This window comes from Nostoc sp. (assembly GCF_036917655.1).
Taxonomy (GTDB): Bacteria; Cyanobacteriota; Cyanobacteriia; order Cyanobacteriales; family Nostocaceae; genus Nostoc.
Genome location: NZ_JBALCY010000066.1, coordinates 1 through 24,977, shown reverse-complemented (window position 1 = coordinate 24,977; position 24,977 = coordinate 1). Strand labels below are relative to the sequence as shown.

Annotated in this window: 21 protein-coding genes and 1 pseudogene; 14 read left to right on the top strand and 8 right to left on the bottom strand. The window is 41.8% G+C overall.

Features of this window, described 5'->3' with window-relative positions; genetic code table 11:
- Positions 1-91: 91 nt before the first annotated feature.
- The gene (locus V7K30_RS23335; protein ID WP_335003326.1) at positions 92-3,670 is read right to left on the bottom strand and encodes an NB-ARC domain-containing protein; all 3,579 of its coding nucleotides are present in this window, start codon (positions 3,668-3,670) and stop codon (positions 92-94) included.
- Positions 3,671-4,268: 598 nt separating this feature from the next.
- A pseudogene (locus V7K30_RS23330) lies at positions 4,269-4,927 on the bottom strand (IS4 family transposase); the annotation flags it as partial.
- Positions 4,928-5,405: 478 nt separating this feature from the next.
- Here V7K30_RS23330 and V7K30_RS23325 point away from each other — a divergent pair.
- From V7K30_RS23325 to V7K30_RS23310, 4 genes are all read left to right on the top strand, one after another.
- Positions 5,406-5,522, top strand: coding sequence for a helix-turn-helix transcriptional regulator (locus V7K30_RS23325; protein WP_442941096.1), 117 nt, complete (start codon positions 5,406-5,408; stop codon positions 5,520-5,522).
- 166 nt (positions 5,523-5,688) lie between these two features.
- Positions 5,689-5,847 (top strand): hypothetical protein, encoded by a 159-nt coding sequence (locus tag V7K30_RS23320; protein WP_335003324.1) that lies wholly within the window; start codon positions 5,689-5,691, stop codon positions 5,845-5,847.
- Positions 5,848-5,881: 34 nt separating this feature from the next.
- Positions 5,882-6,901, top strand: coding sequence for a FecCD family ABC transporter permease (locus V7K30_RS23315; protein ID WP_335003322.1), 1,020 nt, complete (start codon positions 5,882-5,884; stop codon positions 6,899-6,901).
- On the top strand, positions 6,898-7,938 hold the full coding sequence (locus tag V7K30_RS23310; protein WP_335003320.1) for a FecCD family ABC transporter permease: 1,041 nt from the start codon (positions 6,898-6,900) through the stop codon (positions 7,936-7,938). The genes V7K30_RS23315 and V7K30_RS23310 overlap by 4 nt, the downstream gene beginning before the upstream one ends.
- A gap of 121 nt (positions 7,939-8,059) precedes the next feature.
- Here V7K30_RS23310 and V7K30_RS23305 read toward each other — a convergent pair whose 3' ends face one another.
- Complete coding sequence (locus V7K30_RS23305) at positions 8,060-8,266, bottom strand: hypothetical protein (RefSeq protein WP_335003319.1); 207 nt, start codon at positions 8,264-8,266, stop codon at positions 8,060-8,062.
- Between the two features lie 35 nt (positions 8,267-8,301).
- Here V7K30_RS23305 and V7K30_RS23300 point away from each other — a divergent pair, with 35 nt between their 5' ends.
- From V7K30_RS23300 to V7K30_RS23290, 3 genes are all read left to right on the top strand, one after another.
- Positions 8,302-9,093, top strand: coding sequence for an ABC transporter ATP-binding protein (locus V7K30_RS23300; RefSeq protein ID WP_335003317.1), 792 nt, complete (start codon positions 8,302-8,304; stop codon positions 9,091-9,093).
- Between the two features lie 177 nt (positions 9,094-9,270).
- Positions 9,271-10,290, top strand: coding sequence for an iron-siderophore ABC transporter substrate-binding protein (locus V7K30_RS23295; protein ID WP_335003315.1), 1,020 nt, complete (start codon positions 9,271-9,273; stop codon positions 10,288-10,290).
- Positions 10,291-10,552: 262 nt separating this feature from the next.
- On the top strand, positions 10,553-11,773 hold the full coding sequence (locus V7K30_RS23290; RefSeq protein ID WP_335003313.1) for an acyl-CoA dehydrogenase family protein: 1,221 nt from the start codon (positions 10,553-10,555) through the stop codon (positions 11,771-11,773).
- A 91-nt stretch (positions 11,774-11,864) separates the two neighbouring features.
- Here the strand turns inward: V7K30_RS23290 and nifE are convergent, their stop codons facing one another.
- From nifE to V7K30_RS23275, 3 genes are all read right to left on the bottom strand, one after another.
- The gene (gene nifE, locus V7K30_RS23285) at positions 11,865-13,244 is read right to left on the bottom strand and encodes a nitrogenase iron-molybdenum cofactor biosynthesis protein NifE (protein WP_335003311.1); all 1,380 of its coding nucleotides are present in this window, start codon (positions 13,242-13,244) and stop codon (positions 11,865-11,867) included.
- A gap of 1,497 nt (positions 13,245-14,741) precedes the next feature.
- Complete coding sequence (locus V7K30_RS23280; RefSeq protein WP_335003309.1) at positions 14,742-15,119, bottom strand: hypothetical protein; 378 nt, start codon at positions 15,117-15,119, stop codon at positions 14,742-14,744.
- Positions 15,120-15,140: 21 nt separating this feature from the next.
- Positions 15,141-15,548 (bottom strand): hypothetical protein, encoded by a 408-nt coding sequence (locus V7K30_RS23275; protein ID WP_334831770.1) that lies wholly within the window; start codon positions 15,546-15,548, stop codon positions 15,141-15,143.
- Positions 15,549-16,488: 940 nt separating this feature from the next.
- On the opposite strand from V7K30_RS23275, the gene V7K30_RS23270 reads away from it, so the two are divergent.
- Both V7K30_RS23270 and V7K30_RS23265 read left to right on the top strand, forming a co-directional pair.
- Positions 16,489-17,106, top strand: a complete 618-nt coding sequence (locus V7K30_RS23270; protein ID WP_335003307.1) for an AbrB family transcriptional regulator — start codon at positions 16,489-16,491, stop codon at positions 17,104-17,106.
- Positions 17,097-17,675 carry an AbrB family transcriptional regulator gene (locus V7K30_RS23265; RefSeq protein WP_335003305.1) on the top strand — a complete coding sequence of 193 codons (579 nt, stop codon included), beginning with the start codon at positions 17,097-17,099 and terminating at the stop codon, positions 17,673-17,675. The genes V7K30_RS23270 and V7K30_RS23265 overlap by 10 nt, the downstream gene beginning before the upstream one ends.
- Before the next feature lie 186 nt (positions 17,676-17,861).
- Here V7K30_RS23265 and V7K30_RS23260 read toward each other — a convergent pair whose 3' ends face one another.
- Both V7K30_RS23260 and V7K30_RS23255 read right to left on the bottom strand, forming a co-directional pair.
- Positions 17,862-18,932, bottom strand: a complete 1,071-nt coding sequence (locus V7K30_RS23260; RefSeq protein WP_335003303.1) for an NAD/NADP octopine/nopaline dehydrogenase family protein — start codon at positions 18,930-18,932, stop codon at positions 17,862-17,864.
- 234 nt (positions 18,933-19,166) lie between these two features.
- Positions 19,167-19,328, bottom strand: coding sequence for a hypothetical protein (locus V7K30_RS23255; protein WP_335003301.1), 162 nt, complete (start codon positions 19,326-19,328; stop codon positions 19,167-19,169).
- Positions 19,329-19,906: 578 nt separating this feature from the next.
- On the opposite strand from V7K30_RS23255, the gene V7K30_RS23250 reads away from it, so the two are divergent.
- The 5 genes from V7K30_RS23250 to V7K30_RS23230 all read left to right on the top strand — a co-directional run bounded on the left by V7K30_RS23250 (position 19,907) and on the right by V7K30_RS23230 (position 24,859).
- Positions 19,907-21,109: a substrate-binding domain-containing protein gene (locus V7K30_RS23250; protein WP_442941098.1), complete on the top strand. Its 1,203-nt coding sequence runs from the start codon at positions 19,907-19,909 to the stop codon at positions 21,107-21,109.
- A 160-nt stretch (positions 21,110-21,269) separates the two neighbouring features.
- Positions 21,270-22,712 (top strand): TonB-dependent receptor plug domain-containing protein, encoded by a 1,443-nt coding sequence (locus V7K30_RS23245; RefSeq protein WP_335003298.1) that lies wholly within the window; start codon positions 21,270-21,272, stop codon positions 22,710-22,712.
- The gene (locus V7K30_RS23240) at positions 22,666-23,046 is read left to right on the top strand and encodes a TonB-dependent receptor domain-containing protein (RefSeq protein ID WP_335003419.1); all 381 of its coding nucleotides are present in this window, start codon (positions 22,666-22,668) and stop codon (positions 23,044-23,046) included. Before V7K30_RS23245 ends, V7K30_RS23240 begins: the two co-directional genes overlap by 47 nt.
- 191 nt (positions 23,047-23,237) lie before the next feature.
- Positions 23,238-24,257, top strand: a complete 1,020-nt coding sequence (locus tag V7K30_RS23235; RefSeq protein ID WP_335003296.1) for an iron-siderophore ABC transporter substrate-binding protein — start codon at positions 23,238-23,240, stop codon at positions 24,255-24,257.
- A gap of 32 nt (positions 24,258-24,289) precedes the next feature.
- Positions 24,290-24,859: a Crp/Fnr family transcriptional regulator gene (locus V7K30_RS23230; RefSeq protein ID WP_335003294.1), complete on the top strand. Its 570-nt coding sequence runs from the start codon at positions 24,290-24,292 to the stop codon at positions 24,857-24,859.
- Positions 24,860-24,977 lie beyond the last annotated feature (118 nt).

The following is a 24,977-nucleotide window of genomic DNA, read 5'->3' as shown; positions in this document are numbered from 1 at the left end:
CAACGACTAAAATCAAAACTTTCGTTATTTAAAAGTCGTCTCTTCTTCCCAATGTCAAGACAAAGTGAAGCGAACTAAAACTAGGAGAAAGTCAATTTTCAATTGCTCCCAGAACTTTCAGAGAAGCAATAGTTGCTTGGGTTAAACCTGTAACGCCAGTAATGTTCATTCCCTCATAAGGTCTTTCGTTTCTTAAAGTTTTTAGGCATTCACCCGTCAAAACATCCCATAATTTAACAGTTTCATCTTCACTACCACTTACTAGGGTTCGACTATCTGGACTAAAGGCAACTGACCTGATCCAGTGGGTATGACCATGTAAAGTTTTGATACATTGACGGGATTGAACATCCCACAACCTTACCGTTTGGTCTACGCTACCACTAGCCAGCAGCTTACCTTCAGGACTAAAAGCAACGGACAATACCCAACTTGTATGTCCTGATAAAGTTTTGAGACATTCACCTGTGGTAACATCCCAGAGCTTGACTGTTTTATCTTTACTGCTAGTGGCTAGGGTCTTACCTTCAGGACTGAAAGCGACGGACAATACCCAACTTGTATGTCCCGACAAAATTTTGAGACATTCACTTGTGCTAATATCCCAAAGTCTCACAGTTTGGTCATCACTGCCACTAGCCAGGATATTCCCTTCAGGACTGAAAGCAACAGACCATACCCCATGAGTATGTTCCAAAATATTCAAAACTTGACCAGTGTTAACATCCCAAAGCCTTACAGTTTTGTCATCACTGCCACTGGCCAAAATTTTACCTCCAGGAGCAAAGGCAACTGACTTTACCCAGCCAGTATGTCCCTGTAAGATATTGCAGCATTGGCAAGTATTGCTATCCCACAGCCTTACAAGTTGATCATAACTGCCACTAGCCAAGATATTACCTTGAGGACTAAAGGCAACAGTTCGGACTCGATTCGGGTGTCCCCGCAAAGTTTTGTAGCACTTTCCATCCGCGACATCCCAGAGCTTGACGGTTTGGTCATCACTGCTGCTAATCAGGGTCTGACCACTAGGAGCAAAGGCAACAGACCACACCCCATTATTGTATCCCTGCAAGTTTCTTAAGGTTTGACCAGTGCTAACATCCCAAAATCTCACAGTTTGGTCATCACCACCACTGACCAAGGTTTGACCATCGGGACTGAAAACAACAGACCAGACCAAACTTGTGTGTCCCTGCAATGTTTTAACGCATTCTCCTGTGCGAAAATTCCATAGCTTCACAGTTTGGTCATCACTGCCGCTAGCCACAATATTACCACTAGGAGCAAAGGCGACTGACCTAACCTTGTCACTATGTCCTTGATAAGTTTTTAGGCACTTCCCATCTGAGATACTCCAGAGTTTCACAGTTTGATCATCACCACCACTAACCAAGGTTTGACCATCCAGATTGAAAGCAACTGATGAAACCGAACTGGTGTGTCCCTGCAAAGTTCTGACGCACTCTCCTGTATGGAAATTCCATAGCTTCACGGTTTTATCACTGCTAGCACTGGCGAGAATTTTACCTTTAGGACTAAAAACTACAGATAATACTGAATCACTATGCTCCTGTAAAATTTTGTAGCACTTGCTATCTAAAATACTCCATAAACGTATTGTCCGATCATCGCTGCCAGAAGCTAGAATTTCACCTTGAGGACTGAAGGCAACAGTTCGTACCCGCTCAGGATGTCCTGTTAAAGTCTTCAAGCATTCACCTGTGTTGACATCCCACAATTTCACATTTTGGTCAGTACCTCCACTGCAAAGAGTGCTACCATTCGGACTGAAGGCGATCGCTCGAACCCAATCAATGTGTCCTAGACACGTCAAAACTTGTTCACCCTCAGCAAAGTCTCGCCACAAGCAAATCTTGCCATTTGCATCACTCGCCGCCAAAATTTTTCCGTTAGGGTTGAATGCTACCGCAGAAATTCTACTGAAATTTTTAGTAAAAACGGATTTAGATAAATTAGCATTTTGGAAATTGACTTCAGCTAAACTTACACCCCGCATATCTACTTGCCAAATGCTGAGGTTAGAAAAATCATAACCTCTTAAATCTATCTTTAACTGACGAAGCAAGTTGAGAATATTTCCGCTTGTATACCCAGGTTCCAGTGGAGATTCTGCTTGCAGCTTTACTAAAATTTCATTTAAATGATTTTCTAGTCTTTTGGGAGTTTTAAAAATAGTGAAAAGCTCATCTATAACTGGTTTAATAATTAAGCGGATTTGAGTTTCTCTAGTGTAGTCTTTCGACTGAGCTTTACTTAAAGCATAATACTTGAGAAGCACAATATCCTGAGTCACAATTTCTTGATAAGTTTGCTGGATTAATTTGCTAGTTACATACTCCATTACTACAGACTGTAATGTGAAGAGTAAACCACTTTTTTCACTTAGCATTGACTGAAATTTGTCGATGAGGTTTCGCCTGATCAAAGACTCTAGAGCTTCTAGTAACTTGTGTGGTATTACTAATGAAGTTAAATCTTCTTGCAATTTGTAGAGGGGAATTGACTCACGAGCAATTGCCAACCAATACATAACCACACGCTCTAAATTAGATAAACGCTCAAACTGCTGCTCTAAAACAGCACAGATATCGCCAAAAACAGCTGTCTTTTGGTTTAAAAACTCAGAAATATCACCATTAAAGACATCTTGAATAGTCGTTGCAACTATCTTCAAAGCCAATGGATTACCAGAATAAAGCTCAATCAGTGCTTTCTCTTGGGACTCTTCTCCAGACAGACCTTTGAGGTGAAAAATCTTTTTTCCTTCTTCTTCTTTCAGACCCCTCAGTTGCAATGAACGAACAGGTAGTGTTTGTCCTTCGTGTGACGCCACGTCTTTAAGTTTTTCACGAGAAGTCAGCAACAAGGTACTTTGATGCATAACTTGTCCCAATCGTTTGATCAGTAAGCCATAATCTGCATAGCCTTCTCGATAGCATCCTGCATAAGCACCTGTTTGCAAAATAGTCTCAACATTATCTAATATGATCAGACAGCGCTGCTGTTGCAAACATTCAATTAATTGTGATATTCTACTATCTACACTTTTTGGTAAATCAGTTTCTAAAATCTGCTCGTTAGACAAAAGTTGAATTAAGTTAGGCAGAAGGTCAAAAAGTGGAGGAGCATTGGAGAGCGATCGCCAGATAACGGACTCAAACCATCCTTGAACTCTTTGTGCTAATTTGGCAGCCAAAGAGGTTTTACCAATTCCTCCCATTCCCAACAGTGCTACGACTCGACAGCGTTCCTGAATCAGCCATTGCTCTAGCAAAGCAAGTTCAGCTGTGCGTCCATAGAAAATAGATACATCCACCATCTCTCCCCAATCAAGGCGCTTGGGGTTCTTCAAACCTTGAAGTCTCGCCAAATCAGGATTTAACTTAAAATAGTCTTGAGGATTTAGCTCTAAATTAAACGCCATGAATAAATAAACCAGCGTTCGTTTGTCAACCCCTTCTTCGTTAGCAAGTATCTTTGCGACTGTATTTGAAGTTAACCCAGCCCGTTCACTTATTTCTTCCAGGGTGTACTTGGAGCCATATTTTTCTCGAAGTTCCTCTTCAAGTTTCGCTTTTTGAAGCTTTTGCCGGCCTTCATGAGTGAGTATAACGCCACGATTTCGTTTTGGCTTGTGCTGATTCATAAATTATGAATACCTATTTTTTAAAGCAAAAGCTCATGGATAGACCTTTCAAAGTGGTGATCCGCGTCAGTTTTAACTCAAAGCTTAGTCATGCATGGAATCAGGGCTAACAATATCTAAAAAATGGGATGCAATAGCGCCAAGCACGTCCCTTTGAGACTGGGCATCTGTTAAAGGCGATCGCGTACACTACTCGCTGGGGAGCGAGTGAAGGAATACCTTCTGAAGATTTCTCAGAGGTTGTTTAGGTATTTATGGAAGTTACAAAATAAATTTACAAGTGTTGCTGAATTTGTAGCGTCACTGTTCAATCCATTCTCTCATCATATAATGAAGTGGATTTTTCATTATGGTAGATAAATAGTAGTCCTTAAAATTTCAAATTTACTTTATACTATTTTTTATGCACTCAGATTATATTAAGGTAATGGTTAAATAAAGTTTTTATTAACAAATAAAGTTTTTATTTAAATTTGTGAAAAATGAATTAATTTCAACAGGAAATCTAGAATCTAATTTTTCGCACAATCGTCCATTAATTTTAATTATAACGTGAGTTCGACGAAACTAAAAAACAGCAGGAGGTAGTGCAGGCAAGTCTTTTTTTTGTTACCGTCGCCTCTGACACAAAAAAAGATGTTCCCGGTTTTAAACCCAAATCTTTTATTTCGCACCACAAATTATCTTTCAACTCAATATTTTCATTTTTCTTGAGTCTCAAACAAAACTCAAACCCTTGGTTATAAAGCCATTTAGCCAAGCTCACTGAACAAAATTCCTTGTCTCCTAACACCACCATTTTATACTTGTTAAATAAGGGAATGATCTTTGATAATGCCTGAGTTTGTTCTTCTAAGTTACTACTACCTAATTTTGCTAAAAGCTGAAAGCATATCGGAATAGCTCTTTTTTGATAAATTACACTAATCATTAGTAGATTTTTTATTTTCCAATTCGTTCTATCAATTGCTAAATATATTCGTTGATTTCCGAGAAAAATTTGAGCTAACCATTGTTCAATTATGGGAAACCACAATTCTTCTATATTCAATATTGGTAATGATAGGAACCTTTGTAATTTCTTCCGTCAAGACTTGCATTGAATGAATAATGGTACGACTCTGATATTTTCTCTAGTTTCACAGCTTTGATGTTTTGTACTACGTTAATCACAAGCGTCAGAAATATTAATTCGGACTGTGAAAATGAAGAGTGCTGAGTTCCGAGTTCCCAGTGCTGAGTTAAAAGACCGCCCACAAGGGGCGGGGCTTTTACCATAGTGCAAAAGTACTGAGTACTCTTCTCACTCAGCACTCAGCACTCAGTACTCAGCACTCAGTATGGTAAACTTTGTAGATGCTTCTGGTATAATTTAGGTCAGTATTGTCAATAGATAGGGGATTATTGACAATACTGACCGATCTTTTTTTACCATAATTCGCTCAACTTAATACAGTACAAAGGCTTTGGGGTGCTTGTCCCCCCTTCAGGTATTTTCTCTTGGTAATGACTGAGTGAGCAGATGATGAAAAGGTGATGCTGACGCTAAATAACATCCCTCAATGTTAAAAATATTGGCAACATGTATGGTATGCTTGCCAAAAATCAGCGAAATTTTCAAAGCACCAACATGTCTGACAACAAAAACGGCAAACACTATAAAACCTTACTATTGCCCTGGCAGGTTAAGTTTGTTGGCTGCGGCTTTTTTTAACGGAGAGATACATACAACCTCATGAAACTGGACGCGAATCTTTGCAACAACCTGAAGTCAATTAGAACTCGCTTGGGCATGAGCCAGCAAGAATTGGCTAATATAGCTGATGTCACTCGTCAGACTATTGGTGGTTAGACCTGATTGGAGCGGCGGCAGGAAGCTATAACGTTCCTGACGCGAGTACAGCCACAAAAACACCAACACCACTACGCGACATTCCTCAGTCGATTCAAGTGGTTCCCCGGCAAGTGATTGAGGATCGGGTATTAACTTTGCCGACGGCTTTATTTCAACAACAGACATGGTTGGCAACTTCCACACCGGATCAATTCAGCATAAGCTGTTGTTTGGCGTTGAGTACTCTCACCAAGGTGAAGAAGTTGATGTTAGCCAAGGTAATGTTACACCACCAATTGATATATTCAACTCCTTAATTTATCCGCTTTTCTCCTGCTCTTGACAAATCCTACTTTCCCTTAATTTGTCACGAATCCATGAACATAAATATTTCTGGTTCGCAAAAATACTACATTCGCATTTTGAGCTTAGGCATAGGTATCTTAGTAGTATTGTTGGGTATTTTCGCCAGCATTGTCTACGGTGCTGCTGACATTCCCATTGCCAAAATACTCACTGCATTTACTAATTATGATGACTCCACTGAACACATAATTATCTGCTCGATGCGCCTACCGCGTACACTGATTGCAAGTATGGTTGGTGCTAGTTTGGCTATAGCCGGAGCATTAATGCAAGGACTCACCCAAAATCCCCTAGCCGCACCAGGAATCTTAGGGATCAATGCAGGTGCAGCCTTAGCAGTGGTGACAGTAGTTTTTGGTTTGGGTACATCTTCAGCACCTCTAATTACCCTTGTAGCATTTATTGGAGCCTTAATAGCAGCGATCGCAGTTTATTCCCTCGGTTCACTTGGACATGAAAGCTCAACACCATTGAATCTGACTATTGCTGGTGCAGTTATAACTGCCTTGCTATCTTCAATTACCACAGGCGTACTAATTTTAAGCGATCGCACTCTTGAAGAAGTCCGCTTCTGGTTAGCAGGTTCTCTAGCAGGAGGAGACTTCAATCTATTCCTGACTGTGCTGCCCTGGATGATAGTAGGGCTGTTAACAGCTTTTGCCTTGAGTAAACAAATCAACGTCCTCAGTTTAGGAGAATCGGTGGCTACAGGCTTAGGTCAGCAAACAGGTTGGATCAAGTTGGCAACAGCATCGAGTGTTGTCATCTTAGCAGGAAGTGCAGTAGCACTAGCAGGGCCTATCGGCTTTGTCGGTCTGGTAGTTCCCCATCTGGCGCGGGGAGTAATGGGTGTTGATTATCGTTGGGTATTGCCTTGTACAGCGGTGTTTGGTGCAGGTTTACTAATATGGGCAGACTTAGCAGCGCGTTGGTTAATTAGACCCCAAGAATTGCCTGTTGGCGTAATGACAGCACTGTTAGGAGCGCCCTTTTTGTTGTATTTAGTGCGTTGGCGGGTGAAGAGAGGATGACAACAATTCCAAATTCCAAATTCCAAATTCCAAATTCAATACTTGCCAACCAGTCTGTAACTAAAGTACTGTTGGTACTCCTGTTACTCACCCTTGCTGTTTTGGGGATGAGCCTCAGTTTGGGAAATTACCCTGTCCCGCCAGCAGATATAGTCAAAGCTGTTCTTGGTTTACCAACTCAAGATCCAGAATCTCCCTTTGTTGTTGTTACCCTGCGTTTACCGAGAGTGTTAATCTCCTGGTTGGTAGGAGTGGGCTTGGCAATTGCCGGTGCAATTTTACAAGGATTGACACGTAATCCTTTAGCTGACCCTGGTATTATTGGGGTAAATGCAGGTGCAGCCTTAGCGGCGGTGACTTTGATTGTATTATTTCCGGCTGTATCCACTATGTATTTGCCCCTAGCTGCCTTTGGTGGTGCTTTTGTTGTAGGCTGTATGATCTATTTGCTAGCTGGCACGGGAGAAAAATCACCTCTGCGCTTAGTGTTGGTGGGAGTAGCACTCGCGGCAATTATGGGAGCTTTCACTACATTGATGCTCACTTTCGGTAAAATCAACGACGTTAGTAGAGCATTGGTCTGGTTGGCAGGTAGTGTGGCTGGTAAAAGTTGGGAGCAATTCTGGCAACTGCTACCTTGGATAATTATCTTCGTTCCCTTCGCTTTACTGCTGGTGCGAGAGCTTGATACTTTACAACTGGGTGATACAGTAGCTAAAGGACTCGGTAGCCGAGTCACATGGCAAAGAAGCAAATTATTGTTAGTGAGTGTGGCGCTAGCTGGGTCAAGTGTGGCTACAGCAGGTACTATTGGTTTTGTCGGATTAATGGCTCCCCATTTGGCACGTAGACTTGTTGGTTCAATACATAAAAATTTACTGCCAGTTGCTGCCTTGATCGGAGGATTATTGCTAGCAGCAGCAGATTTTTTGGGTAGGACTTTATTTTCTCCAACAGAATTGCCATGTGGTTTGTTAACTGCTGCTTTAGGAGCGCCTTATTTTATCTATTTACTGTATCAAAGACGGCAAAGATGAGGAGGAAAGGAGAATCTAATGTCAGAGTATCTTTACCAAGCGCAGGACTAAGTACCCAATATTATTGGTAATATCATAGTAATATGATCTAAATATCTATCCTCAGAGGCGATCGCTAACTTCAGGGAAGTATTTGCTTTGTGATAACCAGATATTTCACAAGATGCTCTGCTCCAGCATTTTGACTAGCTTGATCAATTGGATTTTGGTTATTCCCCTGCCAGGAATCATTAGTTGGATTCAAAAGCGATCGCTTTGCCAACGCCAAGGGCGAACGCAACAAGGCACTATGCGATTTGCCAGCAAAAACCGCTTTGCAGCTACGCACTTTCAGACCAATTATCCAAGCAATAAGAAAGTCTTATGGACAACACAGTCCTTGAAACCCAACATCTGGGTCTGGCTTACGATGGCAAACCCATCATATCCGGTCTTAACCTGTTAATTCCCACAGGACAAATTACTGCTCTAGTTGGCCCCAATGGTTGTGGGAAATCTACTCTACTACGAGGTTTAGCCAGATTACTCAAACCCCATATTGGTACTGTATATCTCAATGGTGCTGATATTTTTCGACAGTCAACGACCAAAGTTGCACAACAACTCGGTATTCTTCCTCAAGGGCCAGTTGCACCAGAAGGATTGACTGTACGAGATTTGGTAGCACAAGGTCGTTATCCATATCAAAAAAGTTGGCTGCAATCTTGGACAACTGAAGATGAACGTCAAGTCCTCAAAGCACTAACAATTACAGACCTAAACGAATTAGCCCATAGAGCCGTAGATACCCTTTCTGGTGGACAGAAGCAACGTGCTTGGATAGCCATGACTTTGGCACAAGATACGCAGATTCTACTATTGGATGAACCGACAACTTTCTTAGATTTAGCTCATCAAGTGGAGGTGCTGGAATTACTGTGGGATTTGAATCAACTTGAGGGAAGAACAATTGTCATGGTGTTGCATGACCTGAATCAGGCGTGTCGTTATGCTCATCAGCTAGTAGCTTTACGTGATGGCGCTGTTATGGCTTATGGAACTCCAGCAGATGTCATGACAGAAGAAATGGTGCAGGAGGTGTTTGGATTAGCTTGTCGAATTGTACCAGACCCAGTAACAGGGACACCTTTGTGTTTACCTCTAAAAAAGAAATGATGGCACAGGGTCTTGAGGTAGAGCATACACAATATATCGATGGGTGCAGGAGTTGAAAAAACAGACATTTTTCTACAGACCTTTTGTCCTTTGCACGCAAGTTTTTGCAACATAATCTTTTGTACAGCGAATATGCGATCGCCATAACATAACCTCTATATTCTTCACTTTGTCAATATGCCTAAGTTCTGCTTTGTTGTGCTGCTCATGCTCTTGGTGATTTCTGCTTGCAGTTCCTTTGGTCGTCAATTACCACCGACCCGCGATATAGCCGTCGTTCCCTCAAGTCAAACATCACCTGTGCCTGTCCACGTAGTCCAACACGCAATGGGTCAAACTCTAGTTCCCGTCCATCCTCAACGAGTTGTCGTCATAGATCCGTGGCTAGTGGAAATACCTCTAGCTTTGGGAGTCAATCTGGTGGGTGCTCCAGGTTTGGCTTCAACTCTCCAAGGGCTAGGGTTAGAGGATAAGCACCCAGGCATTGAAGACATTGGCGCGCTTCTGACGCCGCCGAACATGGAGAAGGTTATGACTCTCAAGCCGGACTTGATCTTGGGCACGATGCGGAATCAGGATACTTACAGTTTATGGTCTCACATTGCACCCACCGTTCTACTTAAGGTGAAAAGCAATGGAGACTGGAAACAACCGTTTATGCCAGCAGCAAAAGCTCTGGGGAAAACCGAGACAGCAAAACGTTTAATGGACAACTACAGCATACGTTTAGCCGAATTCAAACAAAAGATGGGTTCCCGACTCAAAAAAACTTTAGTTTCCGTTGTGCGCCTCATCCCAGAGACGATTAACCCACTAACCAAGGGTGCATTCTCTGGAGTGATTATAGAGGATGCTGGTCTAATCCGTCCTCCTTCGCAAAATCTGGATGCTAAAGCAACTCAAAAGAAAGCGGGCAACCCCGTTGGCTACAATATCTCTCCAGAAGTCCTGACCCAGATAGATGGGGATATCCTATTTATAGTGCGCTACGGCTTCAAAGACCCCGCACAGTCAAAGATAGCTGTCCATCAACTAATGGCAGAACCTTTGTGGTCAAAGCTTAACGTTGTTAGGCAGGGTAAAGTTTATGTAGTTGATGATTTTTATTGGCTCACTGGTAGCTATCTATCAGCTAATCGAGTTATTGATGATTTATTTACTTATATCTTGCACCCCACTGGAAGAAACCAGGAGTAAATGAATAAAGTGTACAAAAGTGTAACATCATTTTTATTGGTGGTTAATTTTCGAGTTGTCAGTCTCAAATCCACATACAAGAAGGCAAACAAACAGTATGTAATCATCTTTTTATTTATGCTTATTACCATATTGCTTTTATTTGCCAACATAATTATTATTCATACCGCATTAAAATAACCTACTTACACAAATTGCAATAAACCAACTGATGCAAAATGTAAGATTAGTAACTAAAAACAAGTCCATAAAACTCTATTAAATGATATTCAATCTAACTCTCAACAAGCAAACTCTAATTGAGCGCATTAGCCAACTTGCACGCGATAAGTTCGCCTCTCGTGCCGCTAGTTATGACCACAATGCTAGCTTCCCAAAAGAAGATTTTGAAGACCTTTTTCAAGCAGGTCTGAATGCGCCTGTTGTGCCAACTGAATACGGTGGTCTAGGGTTAGGACATGATAGCGATATCTTTACCCTGTGGATGATGACTAAGGAACTGGCAAAAGTAGATTTATCCCTAGCCCGTTGCTGGGAAGGACACGCAAATGCCCAAGTTTTACTAGCGGCTATGGCTAATGAGTCTCAGAAAAAGCGCTGGTTTGAGGGTATTGTCCAGCGTGGAGAGATATGGGCGGCTTGGAGTGGAGAACCCCAGTCTCAGATTCCAGATCAAAAAGCCAGCCTTGGCACAAGTGTGCAAGTGGTAGATGAGGGATACATCATTGATGGCACAAAGGTATTCGCTACCAGTGCCCCAGAAGCACAGTGGGCAATTCTCTTGGTCAACACAGCAGGGCCTGGGGGAGCGCGTCATAGCAATGGCTCACCGACATCAGTATTGTTACTAGCCTGCGACTTATCTGACCCCAGTATTAGCTTTGATGATAGTTGGTGGCAGCCAATTGGGATGAGAGGTACAGTGAGTTACTTAGTTCGCTTTGAAGGTACTTTCATCCCTAAAGAAAACTTGATTGGCTATCCAGGACAGTACATCCAACAGGAGTGGCAAACGCGGTTTACACCTCAATATGGCGCTGCTTTTCTCGGAGCTGCTGAAGGAGCCTATGATTATACTTTAGGATACATCAAAAAACAGGAAAAAGCACACGACCCCTACGTACAACACCGAATTGCTAAGGCAGCAATTAATATAGATACTATGCATCTCTGGCTGCGGCAAGTAGCCACTCTTTGGGAAACAGGCCAGGTATTAGGGGCAAAACAAGCAGGCAATCGCGCCCGTTACATAACTGAACAACTGGCTTTGGAAACGGTGAACGACTGCATACACGCTTGTGGATCTCGCTCCTTGATTAAACCGAGTCCTGTGGAGCGAATATTGCGAGATTTATCCTTTTACGTATTGCATGATAATTGCGATCGCGTTTTGTCTTCAATCGGTCAGGAGATTCTAGGGCAATCCTTTGATCGTGCCTATTTCAACACCCACCCAACTCGCCAAGAAGACCTTACAGAGTAATAATTTGCAATATAAATTACATTAAAGAGATTGAGGTAACTTGTGATAAAAAAGACCGTTTGTGTGATTCTGTGGCTTGACAAATGATTTATCAAGCGACATCATAGTTGATTTTTTCATCCCAAGGAGCAGGTTTCCTGACTTGCTCCCACACTGGACTATACAAAGCTTTATACAATTCTCGTGCCAGTTCCACCAGCCCTATATAACCAGCGTAGGCATGATGGCGTTCATGGTTAATATCCAAAAAAGGAATTTGTGCTTTGAGTGCCGTATATTTATTGCCATTCCCGGTAATAACCACATCAGCTTTTGTATCCTTCATTACCTGTAATAAGACTTCAGGGGTTGCTTGGGGCAAAACAATGCCATCTTGACCAAGATATTCTTTAATTTTGGCTTTCTCCTCTTCTGTAGTCTTGGCGTTAGTGGTAGCAATCACTTCCATTCCTAAATCTTTGGCAGCTAAAATAATCGACCAAATTTTTACACCACCAGTAGAAAGAATAATCCGCTTGCCTTTCAACAGGGCACGGTAGGGAGCTAGGGCAATATTTAGGGCTGCCTTTTCTTCTCTTATCAACCATTCTGTACGTTCTTGAAGATATTTATCCCCTAATGTTGCGGCAATATTTCGCAAGCAATCATTTAAGTTTTCTACACCGAAGAAAGATTCTTCAACATAAGGAATTCCATAAAGTTCTTTCATTGTTTGCGCCATTGGCAGCACTACATTTGAGCAAATGACTACATTCAACTTGGCACGATGAGCATAGCAAACTTCTTTATAGCGAGCATCACCCGTAATTTTGGAGAGAACGCGTATACCCAATCTCTTGAACAGTGGTAAAACATTCCACAAATCACCAGCAACGTTGTACTCACCAATAATATTGATATCGAAAGGGGTGATAAATTCTGGTTCTGCCGTTCCGATTACATATTTCAACAAAGTCTCATTGCCGATGCGATTACCTAAATTTTTACTACCAAGAAATCCAGGCGAATTTATATAGACAACCGGAATATCAATTTTCTGTGCAGCCAGTTTACAAACACTATCGATATCATCACCAATCAAAGCGGTAATACAAGTAGCGTAGACAAAAACAGCCGCAGGATTATAGCGTTGAGCAACATCGAGAATAGCTTTGTACAGTTTCTTTTCACCACCAAAAACGATATTATTCTCACCAAAATCAGTAGTAAAAGCAGTTTGGTATAATTGAGAGCCTGATGAGAGGCTACCATGAGTCGCCCAAGGATTATGAGTACAAGCAACAGCACCATGTACCAAATGAACAACATCAGTAATAGCTCCGACAGAAACCATCGCTCCATCTAAAGGACAATTTCCTTGGTTTGCACCTGGTTGTGGTGGTTTTGTGCAAGTTAGTTTTTTCTTGTCACCCAATTTTTTTGGGTTATGTTTACAAGCTGTTTCGTTGATTGTTACTTGAGTATGTTTCATGCCTTTCCTCGTGCTGAAAATTAATACAAAAGAGTCAATATTTAGGAGTTAGAAGGCGCGGTGTCGCTTGTCGAATTATTTGTTAGCTCTATTTATTAGCCTAAAATCCTCTCTAGGTAAGCAATAGCCGAAATCTTTAATCCGAGTAGCGCGTATCTCAAGAAGTACAGTTTTTGCTACTAACAGCACGACTGCAAAGATGAATGAAACTCTTTCTTTGCCTGTATATTGACACTAATTTGTCAAGCGACACAAGAAAGATTCTTCGAGGCTTTGTATTCTTAGAAGAAAAATTCTTTGAGTCCCTTGATTTTAAAATCCTAACAATAGCTGTAATTAATAATAGTAAGATTCATAACAATAACGGAAATTAACATTGAAATATCAGGGAGATAACCAGTTATATATAGACAGTTTTGTCTATATTAGAAATATAATTTGGAGGAGAAAAATAAGATATTTTGTAATGAAAATAGACAGACTATTCTAACTATATATGAGTTTAGTCTAGATGTTTTTTTGGATGAATACTCGATAATCTCTCAACTCAAAACAACAGAAAAAGCGCAGTTAAGTAGCTGGATATAAATATAAGATAGTTCGTCATTGCGTTGGTATAACCTTCTCTCTCAGCCTAAAAAGTCCAACGTTCTACTCCATTCATTTTCGATGCTGCCAACCGCAAGTCTTCGATTTGCGATGGTGTTAATGATTTGGGTGCAGCTGTTAGGGCTAACGTATCCAAATGCTTGCTCCTGTTTTCTTCGCATCAAGAATACATTTTACTCCATCAGTAAATTCTTTCCTAGAAATCACCTAACACTTATGCTGCACCTTTCAATTGACACTTTTAGAGGATGTTTTAAAAGTGGTTGGCTGTAATTTTAGACACTTGTTGATCCCCCCAACCCCCCTTTTTAAGGGGGGCAAAGTCTCTGAAAGTCCCCCAAATTATCGGGGGATTTAGGGGGATCTAAAACGTTTTGCTACCGACCAGAGGACTTTTAAAACATCCTCTTAGATACCCAAAAACTTAAACTATACATAATTGAACTTATTGGGACTTAGACAAAAAGTAGCCAGAAAAAACCATTAAACGTATATACAGAAAGATTTTGACATCGTTTTGCCTATTTTATTGATATATCTAGGTTTCAAGCATTTTTAATCCTTTGGTGTATTTTCCTTGCTCTATATGGGTTTGGGGCTTGTTTCTGCCTCAAAAATGTTTAAGTCCCATTATTACAAAAAGGGGAGTCAGGGCTGCGATCGCAGCTCTGACTCCCCACCCTCTACAATGATTATCATTGCTCTTTACTGAGGATTTTATTTTTTGGAAATCCCTTATCACCCAGTCCCTTGAAAAATGTAGGTAATGACAAGGCGTTTAGTTCTAGCGTTTACATGGGTACAGTGTCGAATGGTGTTAAACCCTAGACTTTTTGTACAGCAAGCCTTATGAGCTTTTTTAGTCCAAATGCAAGCAGGAACTTCAGCTTAGTCTGGCCGATAATAAAACTCCCGACACAGAAAATTGGGTTGGCTGCCATCCTTGAACTTGTGAAACGCAGCAATAACCCACAAATCTTTGTTCATGTTCGCTGCCAACAAGGATTCTACTGAATCGCGATCGTATCTTGCACAGAAAGCCTTCTCATTGATATTATCTACAAACGGTGTCACCTCAGTCTCACCCCAATCTTTGAGGGACTGGGCACCGTAAGCGTGCATAATAATTTGCTCATTATGCTTGGTTAAGGTAAATTTCTCGATCCATGTAGTCTTTGTGTTGGAGTTTATCCAGGTTCCTAAATAAGGCGTGAAATCAATCACGGTGTCCTTGGGCTGAGTACCGTAAATTTCGTTTCGTTCCATCTTCAAATCTTCCTCTTCTTACTAGCGATGAAAAAACTCACGGGCAAAATGATCAGTTCGACCACTACCATCTACGTAGCGGGTATAGGACTGAATGACCAAGATTCCCAATTTTTGGTTTGCCACAAGATGTGTCTCAATCCCATCTAGCTTGTAAAAAGCGTGGAATCCCCCTGCTGTAAGTGAGCTTCCGACAGCGTAAGGCGTTGCCTCAACCTCACCCCAGTCAATTGGTGAGGGTTCGTTGGCTCCATAACCCTGAAACACAAGGCGATCGCCTTGTTCAGTCAGAACCACTCGCACCAAATAATTAGTATCCGATTTAGTATTGACCCAGTTACCGACTAAAGGTGAGACTTCTATCGGCTCCTTGATACTAGGGCGTTGGTCAGCCTGCATGTAGTGTGCGTATTGAGTTGTTTGTGTCACTAGCTAACTCTCTAATGAATAAATTGCAGCATTTTAATAATAAATATAAACGACTTTTTAGCGTATATATCATTAAGATAATATTTTATTAATAAATTATAAGTTGCTAGTCCCAGTAAAACATTAATGGCTGTAGTTGTTCCAGATATAATGTTGTTCATAATGAAGCAATGATTCATGACTCTAAATATTTGCTACAACTTCCCCAATGTTTCTGATGTCATAGCTACTGATCACCTCTAATTGCGATCGCACTAATCGAGCAAGATATTGAGAAACTACAAAAAGCCGTAGCCGACATATTTAATCTGATTGGAAAAAGGTTGTAGCCAAATAGCCTACTGTAATCATAGTTGCCTTGAAAACTGTGTTTGCGTCCTCGATTTTGATGATATTTTAAGCACTATTAATTATTGACAAATGGTTGATTATCTTAGCTCGACTTTATCCATTTTTTGGCAATGCTCAAGCTGACGCTGAAAGCTTTATGAGACGGTAGTTTTACTTTTTCCAAAAAGCTAGGGTTTTGCCGTATCAAGAGAACCAAGTTCTTAATTTTGGATAAAGTCGAGCTAACTTGCTGTCTAATATATTATGTCTGCTGGTTAATAAATCACGTATTTGAGAGTATTGAATAATACTAGTGATTTCGGGTAGGCGCAGCCTGCGGCAGGCATCGCTCTTGGGAGAAAAACTTTTTGGTTTAGTGTTAATATATCTTTACAGTGGACAGTTGAGTTTTTGGAGTTGGATAAGTGCCAGATCAATCAAAGTTTGAATTGAATTCAGATACTGCCAACTATTATTAACTCAATGATCATCAGGGTAAGCGCATCTCAAATAGGATTGACAAAACATACATTCCCTTCGTATACAAAAGCTCTAGAATTCAGAAATGGCAAAAGTTTTCGGAGAGTGACAGAAGAGGGATATTCTCCAGATGAATAACAATGTGAACGTTTTGCCAAGTAATGTCTCAGATATTCTAAGAATTGCGAAAACTGCCGCATTGCTATTTGCAGCCAGCGTCGCTGGTTTACTGTTGGACTGGTTGCATGTCCCCATGAGCTGGCTGCTCGGCCCATTGGTTGTGGGGATTATCTATACCATGAGTCAAAAAATTCCTCAACCAATGTCTCCAGCCTTTTCAATTATTGGACAGGCAGTTCTTGGTATTTCGGTTGCCACCGAATTCTCCTGGGATAGCGTGACTATGATGTCAACCCATGCTATACCATTACTTATTTGTATTGCGATCACAAGTAGTGCGAGTATCCTCAACGGTTATCTTCTCAGCCGCTTAGGTGGATTGGATTGGTCAACTGCGCTTTTAGCGTCTATCCCCTGCATCATCCCTAGTCTTATTACATTGAGTGAGGAAGTCGGTGCTGATGCGATCGCCGTTGCGATTCTCCAGTACCTGCGTAGTATACTGATTATTGTGGTAGTTCCACTTGCAGTTGGTTTATTCGTTCCAGGTGTTTACTTAGATTCGCATTTGACTGCGATCGCAGTCAAATGCCTGCAACGAGTAGTACGCCAATACAAATGTCTTTAAATTTACTCATTATCGTTGCGTGCGTCGGCTTGGGTGTCTGGTTGGGTAGCCAAATCCACTTTCCTGCTTCCACATTTTTCGCACCTTTGTTTGTAGGATTGCTCGCCTGTTGGACACTGCCGTACAATATACAGGTTCCCGATATAATCTTTGACAGCGCGTTGCTATTTATCGGTTTCGCCACAGGTTTGCAGTTCAACCTGCAAGGTGTTCGTCGGCTGGTGAAAGCAATTCTGATTGAAGTTGTTTTGGCGCTGTTGCTAATTGTAGTTTGCTCGGTAGTCGGATACGAGTTTCATTTAGTTACGAACATCGATACGATAGGCGCTATACTCGGCTCAATGCCTACAGGAACACAAGCAATGGTTGCCAGCACCGTTCATTTCGGTGGCGATACTGGTGTGGTTGTGTCGATGCATACGATTAGAATGTTCATTATTCTGGGGCTACGTTCACTATTAGTTGCTCCCCTGGTTAGACATGATCTGTCTCCAAAAGATTCCCAGCTTGTTAGCAGCTTTATTGATAATGGGCGCAGTGGAGAGAAGATTTTAGATGAGTTTTCTTAGCTCGACTTTATCCGCCAAAAACCGTCATAAAATCTTAATTAAATTCAACTCCGATGAATAAGCTGATGTGCAGCTAAATTGTATAATACGAAAACGTAAAATTATTGTAGTCCGGGCATCTTGCCCGCGTCGCATATACAAATTAAATACGCAACAGCTAAGGAGGGCAGGTCAAAAATGGTAATATCAATAAAGTTCTTGACTGAGCTGATGCCGATCCAATTCCAGAAACTCAGCAGTCCACTCTAGAGGTATGTCAAGGAACTTATTTCCTATTGTGATGCAACTGTCCAGAAATGGTGTTTCCACTCCAGCGAGGCGAGCTAAAACTTGTAGGGGAAAACAGCCATAAGGCAGATCCTCAACCAAATAGCGATGATGAGGGTTACACAGCGTTGTACTGGAGTAAGCTCCAACCTGCTGCATATGTTCATAAAGGGATGATCCGGTGGTTCCGTATGCGATTTGATAGTGGCTTTTGATATCAATTAAGTTGAGGATTCCCAGTGCTTCACCCACTGCTATGCGATCGCGATCTAGGTGGTCAATGAGTCCAACAGTACGGGAACCAAGGTTATGATAGAGGTTGTAATCCTCACCAGATTCCCATCTAGCTAATGAAACCAGAAGCAGAGGAAGGTGGATAATGTCATTAACTTTATTGAGATTAATTTCTAAAACCGAAGCAGCAGGACATAAATTACTAAACACAGCTTGGTAAGCGGTCACAATCCGAGTTGTCATGGTTCGGTTCTGAGCTGCCACAAAGAACTTGTTGCTAAGCGTGCTAATCCTGATTTGATCCTCCGTATTACCGCGACTGACGAACGGAGTATTGTTGACATCAGCCACAGCAGGCAACTGTTCCTTAGCTATTCCCAGTCTCTGGAGTACCTTACAAAAAACTCGACCTGCAAAGCGACTAGCACAGAAAACCAGAATGTTCATTTGAGGATTGATATATTCAGCTAAAATCCTGGCGTAGGGTTCAATGTCTTGACCGCGACAACAGATTACCAAGTTCTGTGGTAGTCTACCACCATTTAGTGCCATTAATTCATAAATATTATTAGAACAAGCTGCAACTGGATAACTTCCGGGAGAAACTGCTCCAATTGAGTGAATGGTTTTTGTCTGGGCAAGAATGGAAGAACGGCGAGAGAAAAGGTAAACAGTATAGCCTTGATTACTCAAATAGACAGCAGTCGCTAAACCAATGTGTCCTCTACCTACAACCAAATAGCTAGTCTGTAGCATCTGCCTATTAGTTTATCCGAAAATCATAAACAAGGATATCTTAAATTCACCATTCGCATCAGAATTTTGTCTGGGCCTTGCTGAATCCAAGTGTGAATTATGCGTAGGCGTAGCCCGTCGTAGACATCGCCTCAAGGTTGCAAGCCTTATGCGCCGGCATCGGCACATAACCATATTTCAGATAATAACTACAAATTCTGATTCCGACGAAACACATCAGCAATCAATTTTCAATCATGCGATCGCTAATAAAAATCTGATGTTTAACATGTAGGCACGGGTACGTTGCACGAAAATATTTAGGCTTAAGGGAACTCCAAAAAATAAATTATTCCATCTTGTGGGATGGGCAAGATGCCCATCCTTGGTGATTAGCGGGCAAGATGTCCGCACCACAATAAATTTTTGGATATTTTTTTATTTGGAAGTCCCTAAAATCGTTCACATATACGACACAATTAAAAAATTTCTGTATTTATAAATACACTATTGCTAAGAAAATGCAAGACAAAACTTTTTATTTTTTCGCAATTATTTTGGCAATGTGTATGGTATGCTTGCGAAAAAGGGGAAAAAAATAGTAATAAACTAACAAAAAGTCAAGTAAATACTTGAATAACCTTTCACCATCAGTCATGAAAATCTGGCTTTCCCCTACACCGAATGGCACTAAGATAAGCCCAAAGCCTTGTGTTGCCTTGTTCCCAGCCTGGAGGCTGGGAATGTATTCCGAGAGGCTCTGCCTCTGGCCAAGAAAGAGGAGGCGGAGCCTCCCAGGATGGGTTCCCAGCCTTCAGGCTAGGAACCAGTCAGGGCAAGGGTTATATCTTAACTTAGTGCCATTCCCCCTACACCCTTTGTGAAGTCCAGATTAAATGTGTCCGCTACGGCTTTTTGTAACAAACAGATACAGCCTCATGAGGCAGGATATGAATATTTGCAATAACCTAAAGGCAATTAGGAATCGTCTGGGCATGAGTCAGCAAGAACTGGCTAATATAGCTGGCGTCACCCGTCAGAGTATTGGTGCTGTGGAAACGGGACAATGTGCTCCTTCTGTTAGTATTTCCTTGCGTTTAGCTAAGGCACTTGGTTGCCAAGTTGAGGACTTATTCTGGCTAGCAGAGGAGGATTTACCCAAAATTGAGGCGATTTTTGTCGGTTCGACCCCTAACCTACGGCAATCACAAGTTAGTCTAGCGCGGATTGGCGATCGATGGATAGCTTATCCCCTATTAAACAGAGATGCTTTTCGCATCGAAATGATTCCATCTGATGGTGAGGTAGTTGCAGTGAATCAGCAAACTGCCATTAGCCTCAGCGATAGCGCAGCGTTAGCGGACCCCTGCGGGGAAGCAAGCTACGCGCAGCCTCTTGTAGAGAAGAACGAGCGTCATTCGGAGAGTGAAGCACAGAGCCAGACAGGTACAAATAAAGTCATGGTTAGGCTTCTGGATGATATGGACAAACTGCATAATACAATTGTGATTGCTGGTTGTACACCTGTGCTTTCGGTTTTAGCAAGAGCAACTGAACGCTGGCATCCAAAACTGCGAGTTCATTATCGTTTCGCCCATAGCAAGCCGGCATTGCGTAGTCTGTGCCGAGGTGAAGTTCACATTGCAGGGATGCACTTATACGATCCCCAAACTGAGGAACATAATATTCCCTTTGTGCGGGAAGCTTTAGCTGGTAAGAGTGCAGTTTTAATCACCCTTGGAGTTTGGGAAGAGGGATTGTTAGTTCCACCAGGAAACCCAATGGGAGTTAAAACAGTTTCCGACTTAGTAGAATTTGGAGCAACTGTTGTCACCCATGAAGTGGGTTCTGGCAATCGGATGCTTTTAGAACGGAAACTCCTTGAAGAACGAGTGCCATTCGAGGCTGTGAAAAGATTTGACCATATCGTTCACAACCATCAAGATGTCGCCTTATGTGTAGCCTCAGGAATCGCTGATGCAGGTATCAGTACGGCATCTATAGCTGCTACCTTTGGTTTGGGATTTATTCCCCTTCATAGTGCGCGATACGACTTGGTGATTCTCAAGGAATACTTGCAAGAAGCACCAGTACAGCAGTTTATCAATATCTTAGGAAATCGGCTAGTGCGATCGCAATTACAAATTCTTGGTGGCTATGACATCAGCAAGACTGGGGAAGTCATAGCAAATATTTAGAGTTATGAATAGCACGCTTGAAAAGCGGAAATACTTCTGGTGTAAGCAGTTTGCAATTGCTTGTCTAATTCAATTGGGTGTGAGGGTTTGAAGAGTGTATTTACAAAAACAATTTAGCTTTTTTTGGCACAGTTTTGTGCTGTCCAGTTCTTGTTTAGCGATGTCTATACCAGTTTTAGGTCAAGAGATCCCAAATACTAACGCTAGTGAACAGCAGTTATCATCGCAAAAAACTTTAACTACAACAATTGAAGCAACTACAAAGATTCCTCGCCTCAGCGAGTTGCAATTTAGTAAGAATAGTGCAGCATATTTATTCAGGACACCCAGGAATCAGAACTCTGTTTCTCAAATAAGTCAACCCACAACTCCTGTTGTGTCAGTCACAGATGTGAAGGTAAACACCACTGACAAAGGAATAGAGTTAATTTTAGTTACTTCCAATTCTGAGCAGTTATCAGTTTTACCGAAAACTGAAGGTAATTCCTACATTGTGAATATACCCAATGCTCAGTTGCAATTGGCGAGTAGAGAGAGTTTTCAACAATCAAAGCCAGTAGCAGGAATTGCACTAGTTACAGTTGCTAATGTGGACGCTAACACGCTGCGGGTGACAGTAGTTGGGGAAACGGGTGCGCCTGTAGTGGAATTATTTGATAGTCAGAGTGAAGGTTTAGTATTTGGGGTGACAAGTACTGCATCTACCGCACAGCAGCCAACACCAAAGCAACAACCACCCATTGAGTTAGACGTGATTGGAGCGGCGGCAGGAAGCTATAACGTTCCTGACGCGAGTACAGCCACAAAAACACCAACGCCAGTACGCGACATTCCTCAATCGGTTCAAGTGGTTCCCCGGCAGAGTTGGGAGGCTCAAGGAGCCGTTAACGCTATTGATGCTTTAAGAAGCGTCGGTGTTATCCAGGCTTTCAATTCGCCGAGTAATGGTGATGTCTTCACAATTAGGGGTTTTCAAACGAGCAACCTCCTTCGCAACGGTCTTAAGGACTATGTAGGAGGAGCTACAACCGGACAAACTCAACTCAACGACATTGAACAGATAGAGGTTCTTAGAGGACCTGCCTCTGTCCTTTACGGACAAGGTAATCCAGGTGGCACGGTTAATTTTATCACTAAGCAGCCCCTGAGTGAGCCTTACTTTGCTGCTAGTATGACTGCCGGTAGTTATAGTTTGTATCAACCAACTTTAGATATTTCTGGGCCTCTTAATTCTGACAAAACGCTCCTTTATCGTTTAAATGTTTCTTACTTCAATACAGAAAGCTTTGTTGACTTTTTTAACTCTCAGCGTTATCTAATTGCGCCCGTTGTTAGTTGGCAAATAGATCCCAATACAAAAGTGACTTTTGAAACAGAGTTCCGATACCAGCAGCAGTTCCCCAGAACCGGGCTACCTGCTGTAGGAACTGTTTTGTCGAACCCAAACGGAAAGATTCCGCTCACTCTTAACACATTGGATGTGAACGCCAAAAACGACACTAGCTCTGTTCTGTTGGGCTATAACTTGGAACATCGCTTTATTGCCTGGTTGGAATGTGATTGGCTCCTATGCTTACACGGATGCACAGGTGACAAAGGATAATGTATATGCCATTGGCAATCGACTACCGAACGTCCCTTTTAATAGTGCGAGTTTATGGACGACTTATACTTTTTCCAAGAGTAACCTGCAAGGATTAGGATTTGGCTTGGGTTTGTTTTATGTCGGCGAGCGGCAGGGAGATTTGAACAATGCGTTCAGTGTACCCAGTTATGTACGTACTGATGCAGCTGTGTACTACCAAAAAGGCCACCTTAGCCTCGCACTCAACTTTAAAAATTTGTTCAATGTTCAGTACTTCACCCCGCGAACTATTCAACTTGTTTATCCTGAAGATCCATTTACAGTGCAGGGAACAGTGAGTTGGAAGTTTTGAGGAAAGAAGCTCTATGCCAAAGGAAGTTGGACTCAAAGAAACACATTTTAAGTTCAGTTTTTTCTCTTGTATAGATTGCGAGGCGATGGTGCAGAACACCCGCCAAGGGCGATGACTGTCGTCAAAGCTGACGCTAACGCACTTGGCCGCAGTCACTTTGCTACAATCTCTATCTTGTTCACTTTGTCAATATGCCTAAGTTGAAGTTCTACTTGATTGTGCTACTTATACTCCCAGTGGTTTCTGCTTGCAGCTTCTTTAATCCTCAATTACCAACGCGCGACACCAGCCTCATTTCTTCAAGACAAAAATCACCTGTAGCTCTCCACCTAGTCCAACACGCAATGGGTCAAACTCAAGTTCCCGTCCATCCTCAACGAGTTGTCGTCATCCAACGATGGCTCGTGCAAATACCTCTAGCTCTGGGGGTCAAGCTGGTGGGCGCTCCAGGTTTGGCTTTAACTCTCCAAGGGCTAGGGTTAGATAATAAGCACCTTGGTGTTGAAGACATTGGCGCGGCTTTTTCGCCGACGAATCTAGAGAAGATTATGACCCTTAAACCGGACTTGATCTTGGGTACGATTGATGAGAACCGGGACAACTACAGTTTATTGTCTCATATTGCACCCACCGTTTTGGTTAAGATGCCAAACAGTGGAGACTGGAAAGAATCGTTTATGCCGACGGCAAACGCTCTGGGTCAAACCGAGACAGCAAAACGTGTAATCGACAAATACAACGCACGCTTAACCGAGTTCAAAGAAAAGATGGGTTCCGGACTCAAAAAGATTCGAGTTTCCGTTGTGCAACTCATGCCAAAGCGAATTCAGGCGACAACCAAGAGTTCATTCTCTGGAGTGATCTTAGAGGATGCCCGTCTAATCCGTCCTCCTTCGCAAAATCTGGATGCAATAGGGACTAAAAAGAAAGAGGGTAGCCCTGTTGGCTACAGTGTATTTCCAGAGGTACTCAGCCAGATAGATGGAGATGTCCTATTTATCTTGCGCTATGGCTTCAAAGATCCAGCCGAGTCTAAAACAGCTCTCCGTCAACTCATGGCAGAACCTCTGTGGTCAAAACTTAACGTTGCCAAACAGGGCAAAATTCATATAGTTGATGAATTTTGTTGGCTCGCTGGCAGCTATCTATCAGCCAATCGAGTTCTTGATGATTTATTTACCTACTTAGTAAAAAAGGTTCAAATAATTTAATATTTTTACTCATTTTCATAATATCGCCTTCCATGATTTATTCCCCAAATGCGGACTATCAATCAACATTAGAAAAAAGTAGAACTACTAGGCTATTCGTGCGTCATGAAATCATTCCCACGCACAATGACATACTGTGGCGTATCGAAAAAGGTATAGTGCGGAATCTAACTTTGACTGAAAACGGAACATTAATTACTTTGGGTTATTGGAGTTCTGGAGATTTAGTTGGTTATCCTTTCTCGATCGTCAAACCATACCAAATTCAATGTCTCACAAATGTAGAAACAAGTGTCTTATTACCTCAGTTTTGGCATGAAGAACTAGATGCTTTTATGTCCCACATACAGGAAGTTGAAAAACTTTTAAGCATTGTCCATACTAAACCTATTAGCTCACGATTATGGCAGTTTTTAGTATGGTTAAGCAAAAAGTTTGGTCGTGATGTAGAACAGGGAAAACTTATTGACTTTTATGCCACACATCAAGAAATAGCTGAGGTTTTGAATATGTCAAGAGTTACTGTCACACGTACATTACAACAGTTCGAGACAGAAGGAATATTGTTCCGTTACAAACGCCGATTGATTCTAAAACTGTAAAATCAAGCATCTATCGGATCTTGATATAGGAATCCTATTTGATTTTTGAAAAAGATTACGAGATAATACGGATGAGTTGAGAAGTGTAAGAGCAGACAATGATAAACCAGCATCTACA

Bases quoted from the DNA above. Each gene is read 5' to 3' on its own strand.
- V7K30_RS23250 (WP_442941098.1), top strand. From the start codon at position 19,907: ATGAGTCAGCAAGAACTGGCTAATATAGCTGGCGTCACCCGTCAGAGT.
- V7K30_RS23325 (WP_442941096.1), top strand. From the start codon at position 5,406: ATGAAACTGGACGCGAATCTTTGCAACAACCTGAAGTCAATTAGAACT.
- V7K30_RS23280 (WP_335003309.1), bottom strand. From the start codon at position 15,119: ATGGAACGAAACGAAATTTACGGTACTCAGCCCAAGGACACCGTGATT.
- V7K30_RS23295 (WP_335003315.1), top strand. From the start codon at position 9,271: ATGCCTAAGTTCTGCTTTGTTGTGCTGCTCATGCTCTTGGTGATTTCT.
- V7K30_RS23300 (WP_335003317.1), top strand. From the start codon at position 8,302: ATGGACAACACAGTCCTTGAAACCCAACATCTGGGTCTGGCTTACGAT.
- V7K30_RS23315 (WP_335003322.1), top strand. From the start codon at position 5,882: ATGAACATAAATATTTCTGGTTCGCAAAAATACTACATTCGCATTTTG.
- V7K30_RS23245 (WP_335003298.1), top strand. From the start codon at position 21,270: ATGTCTATACCAGTTTTAGGTCAAGAGATCCCAAATACTAACGCTAGT.
- V7K30_RS23320 (WP_335003324.1), top strand. From the start codon at position 5,689: ATGGTTGGCAACTTCCACACCGGATCAATTCAGCATAAGCTGTTGTTT.
- V7K30_RS23230 (WP_335003294.1), top strand. From the start codon at position 24,290: ATGATTTATTCCCCAAATGCGGACTATCAATCAACATTAGAAAAAAGT.
- V7K30_RS23235 (WP_335003296.1), top strand. From the start codon at position 23,238: ATGCCTAAGTTGAAGTTCTACTTGATTGTGCTACTTATACTCCCAGTG.
- nifE (WP_335003311.1), bottom strand. From the start codon at position 13,244: ATGAAACATACTCAAGTAACAATCAACGAAACAGCTTGTAAACATAAC.
- V7K30_RS23310 (WP_335003320.1), top strand. From the start codon at position 6,898: ATGACAACAATTCCAAATTCCAAATTCCAAATTCCAAATTCAATACTT.
- V7K30_RS23335 (WP_335003326.1), bottom strand. From the start codon at position 3,670: ATGAATCAGCACAAGCCAAAACGAAATCGTGGCGTTATACTCACTCAT.
- V7K30_RS23270 (WP_335003307.1), top strand. From the start codon at position 16,489: ATGAATAACAATGTGAACGTTTTGCCAAGTAATGTCTCAGATATTCTA.
- V7K30_RS23290 (WP_335003313.1), top strand. From the start codon at position 10,553: ATGATATTCAATCTAACTCTCAACAAGCAAACTCTAATTGAGCGCATT.
- V7K30_RS23265 (WP_335003305.1), top strand. From the start codon at position 17,097: ATGTCTTTAAATTTACTCATTATCGTTGCGTGCGTCGGCTTGGGTGTC.
- V7K30_RS23260 (WP_335003303.1), bottom strand. From the start codon at position 18,932: ATGCTACAGACTAGCTATTTGGTTGTAGGTAGAGGACACATTGGTTTA.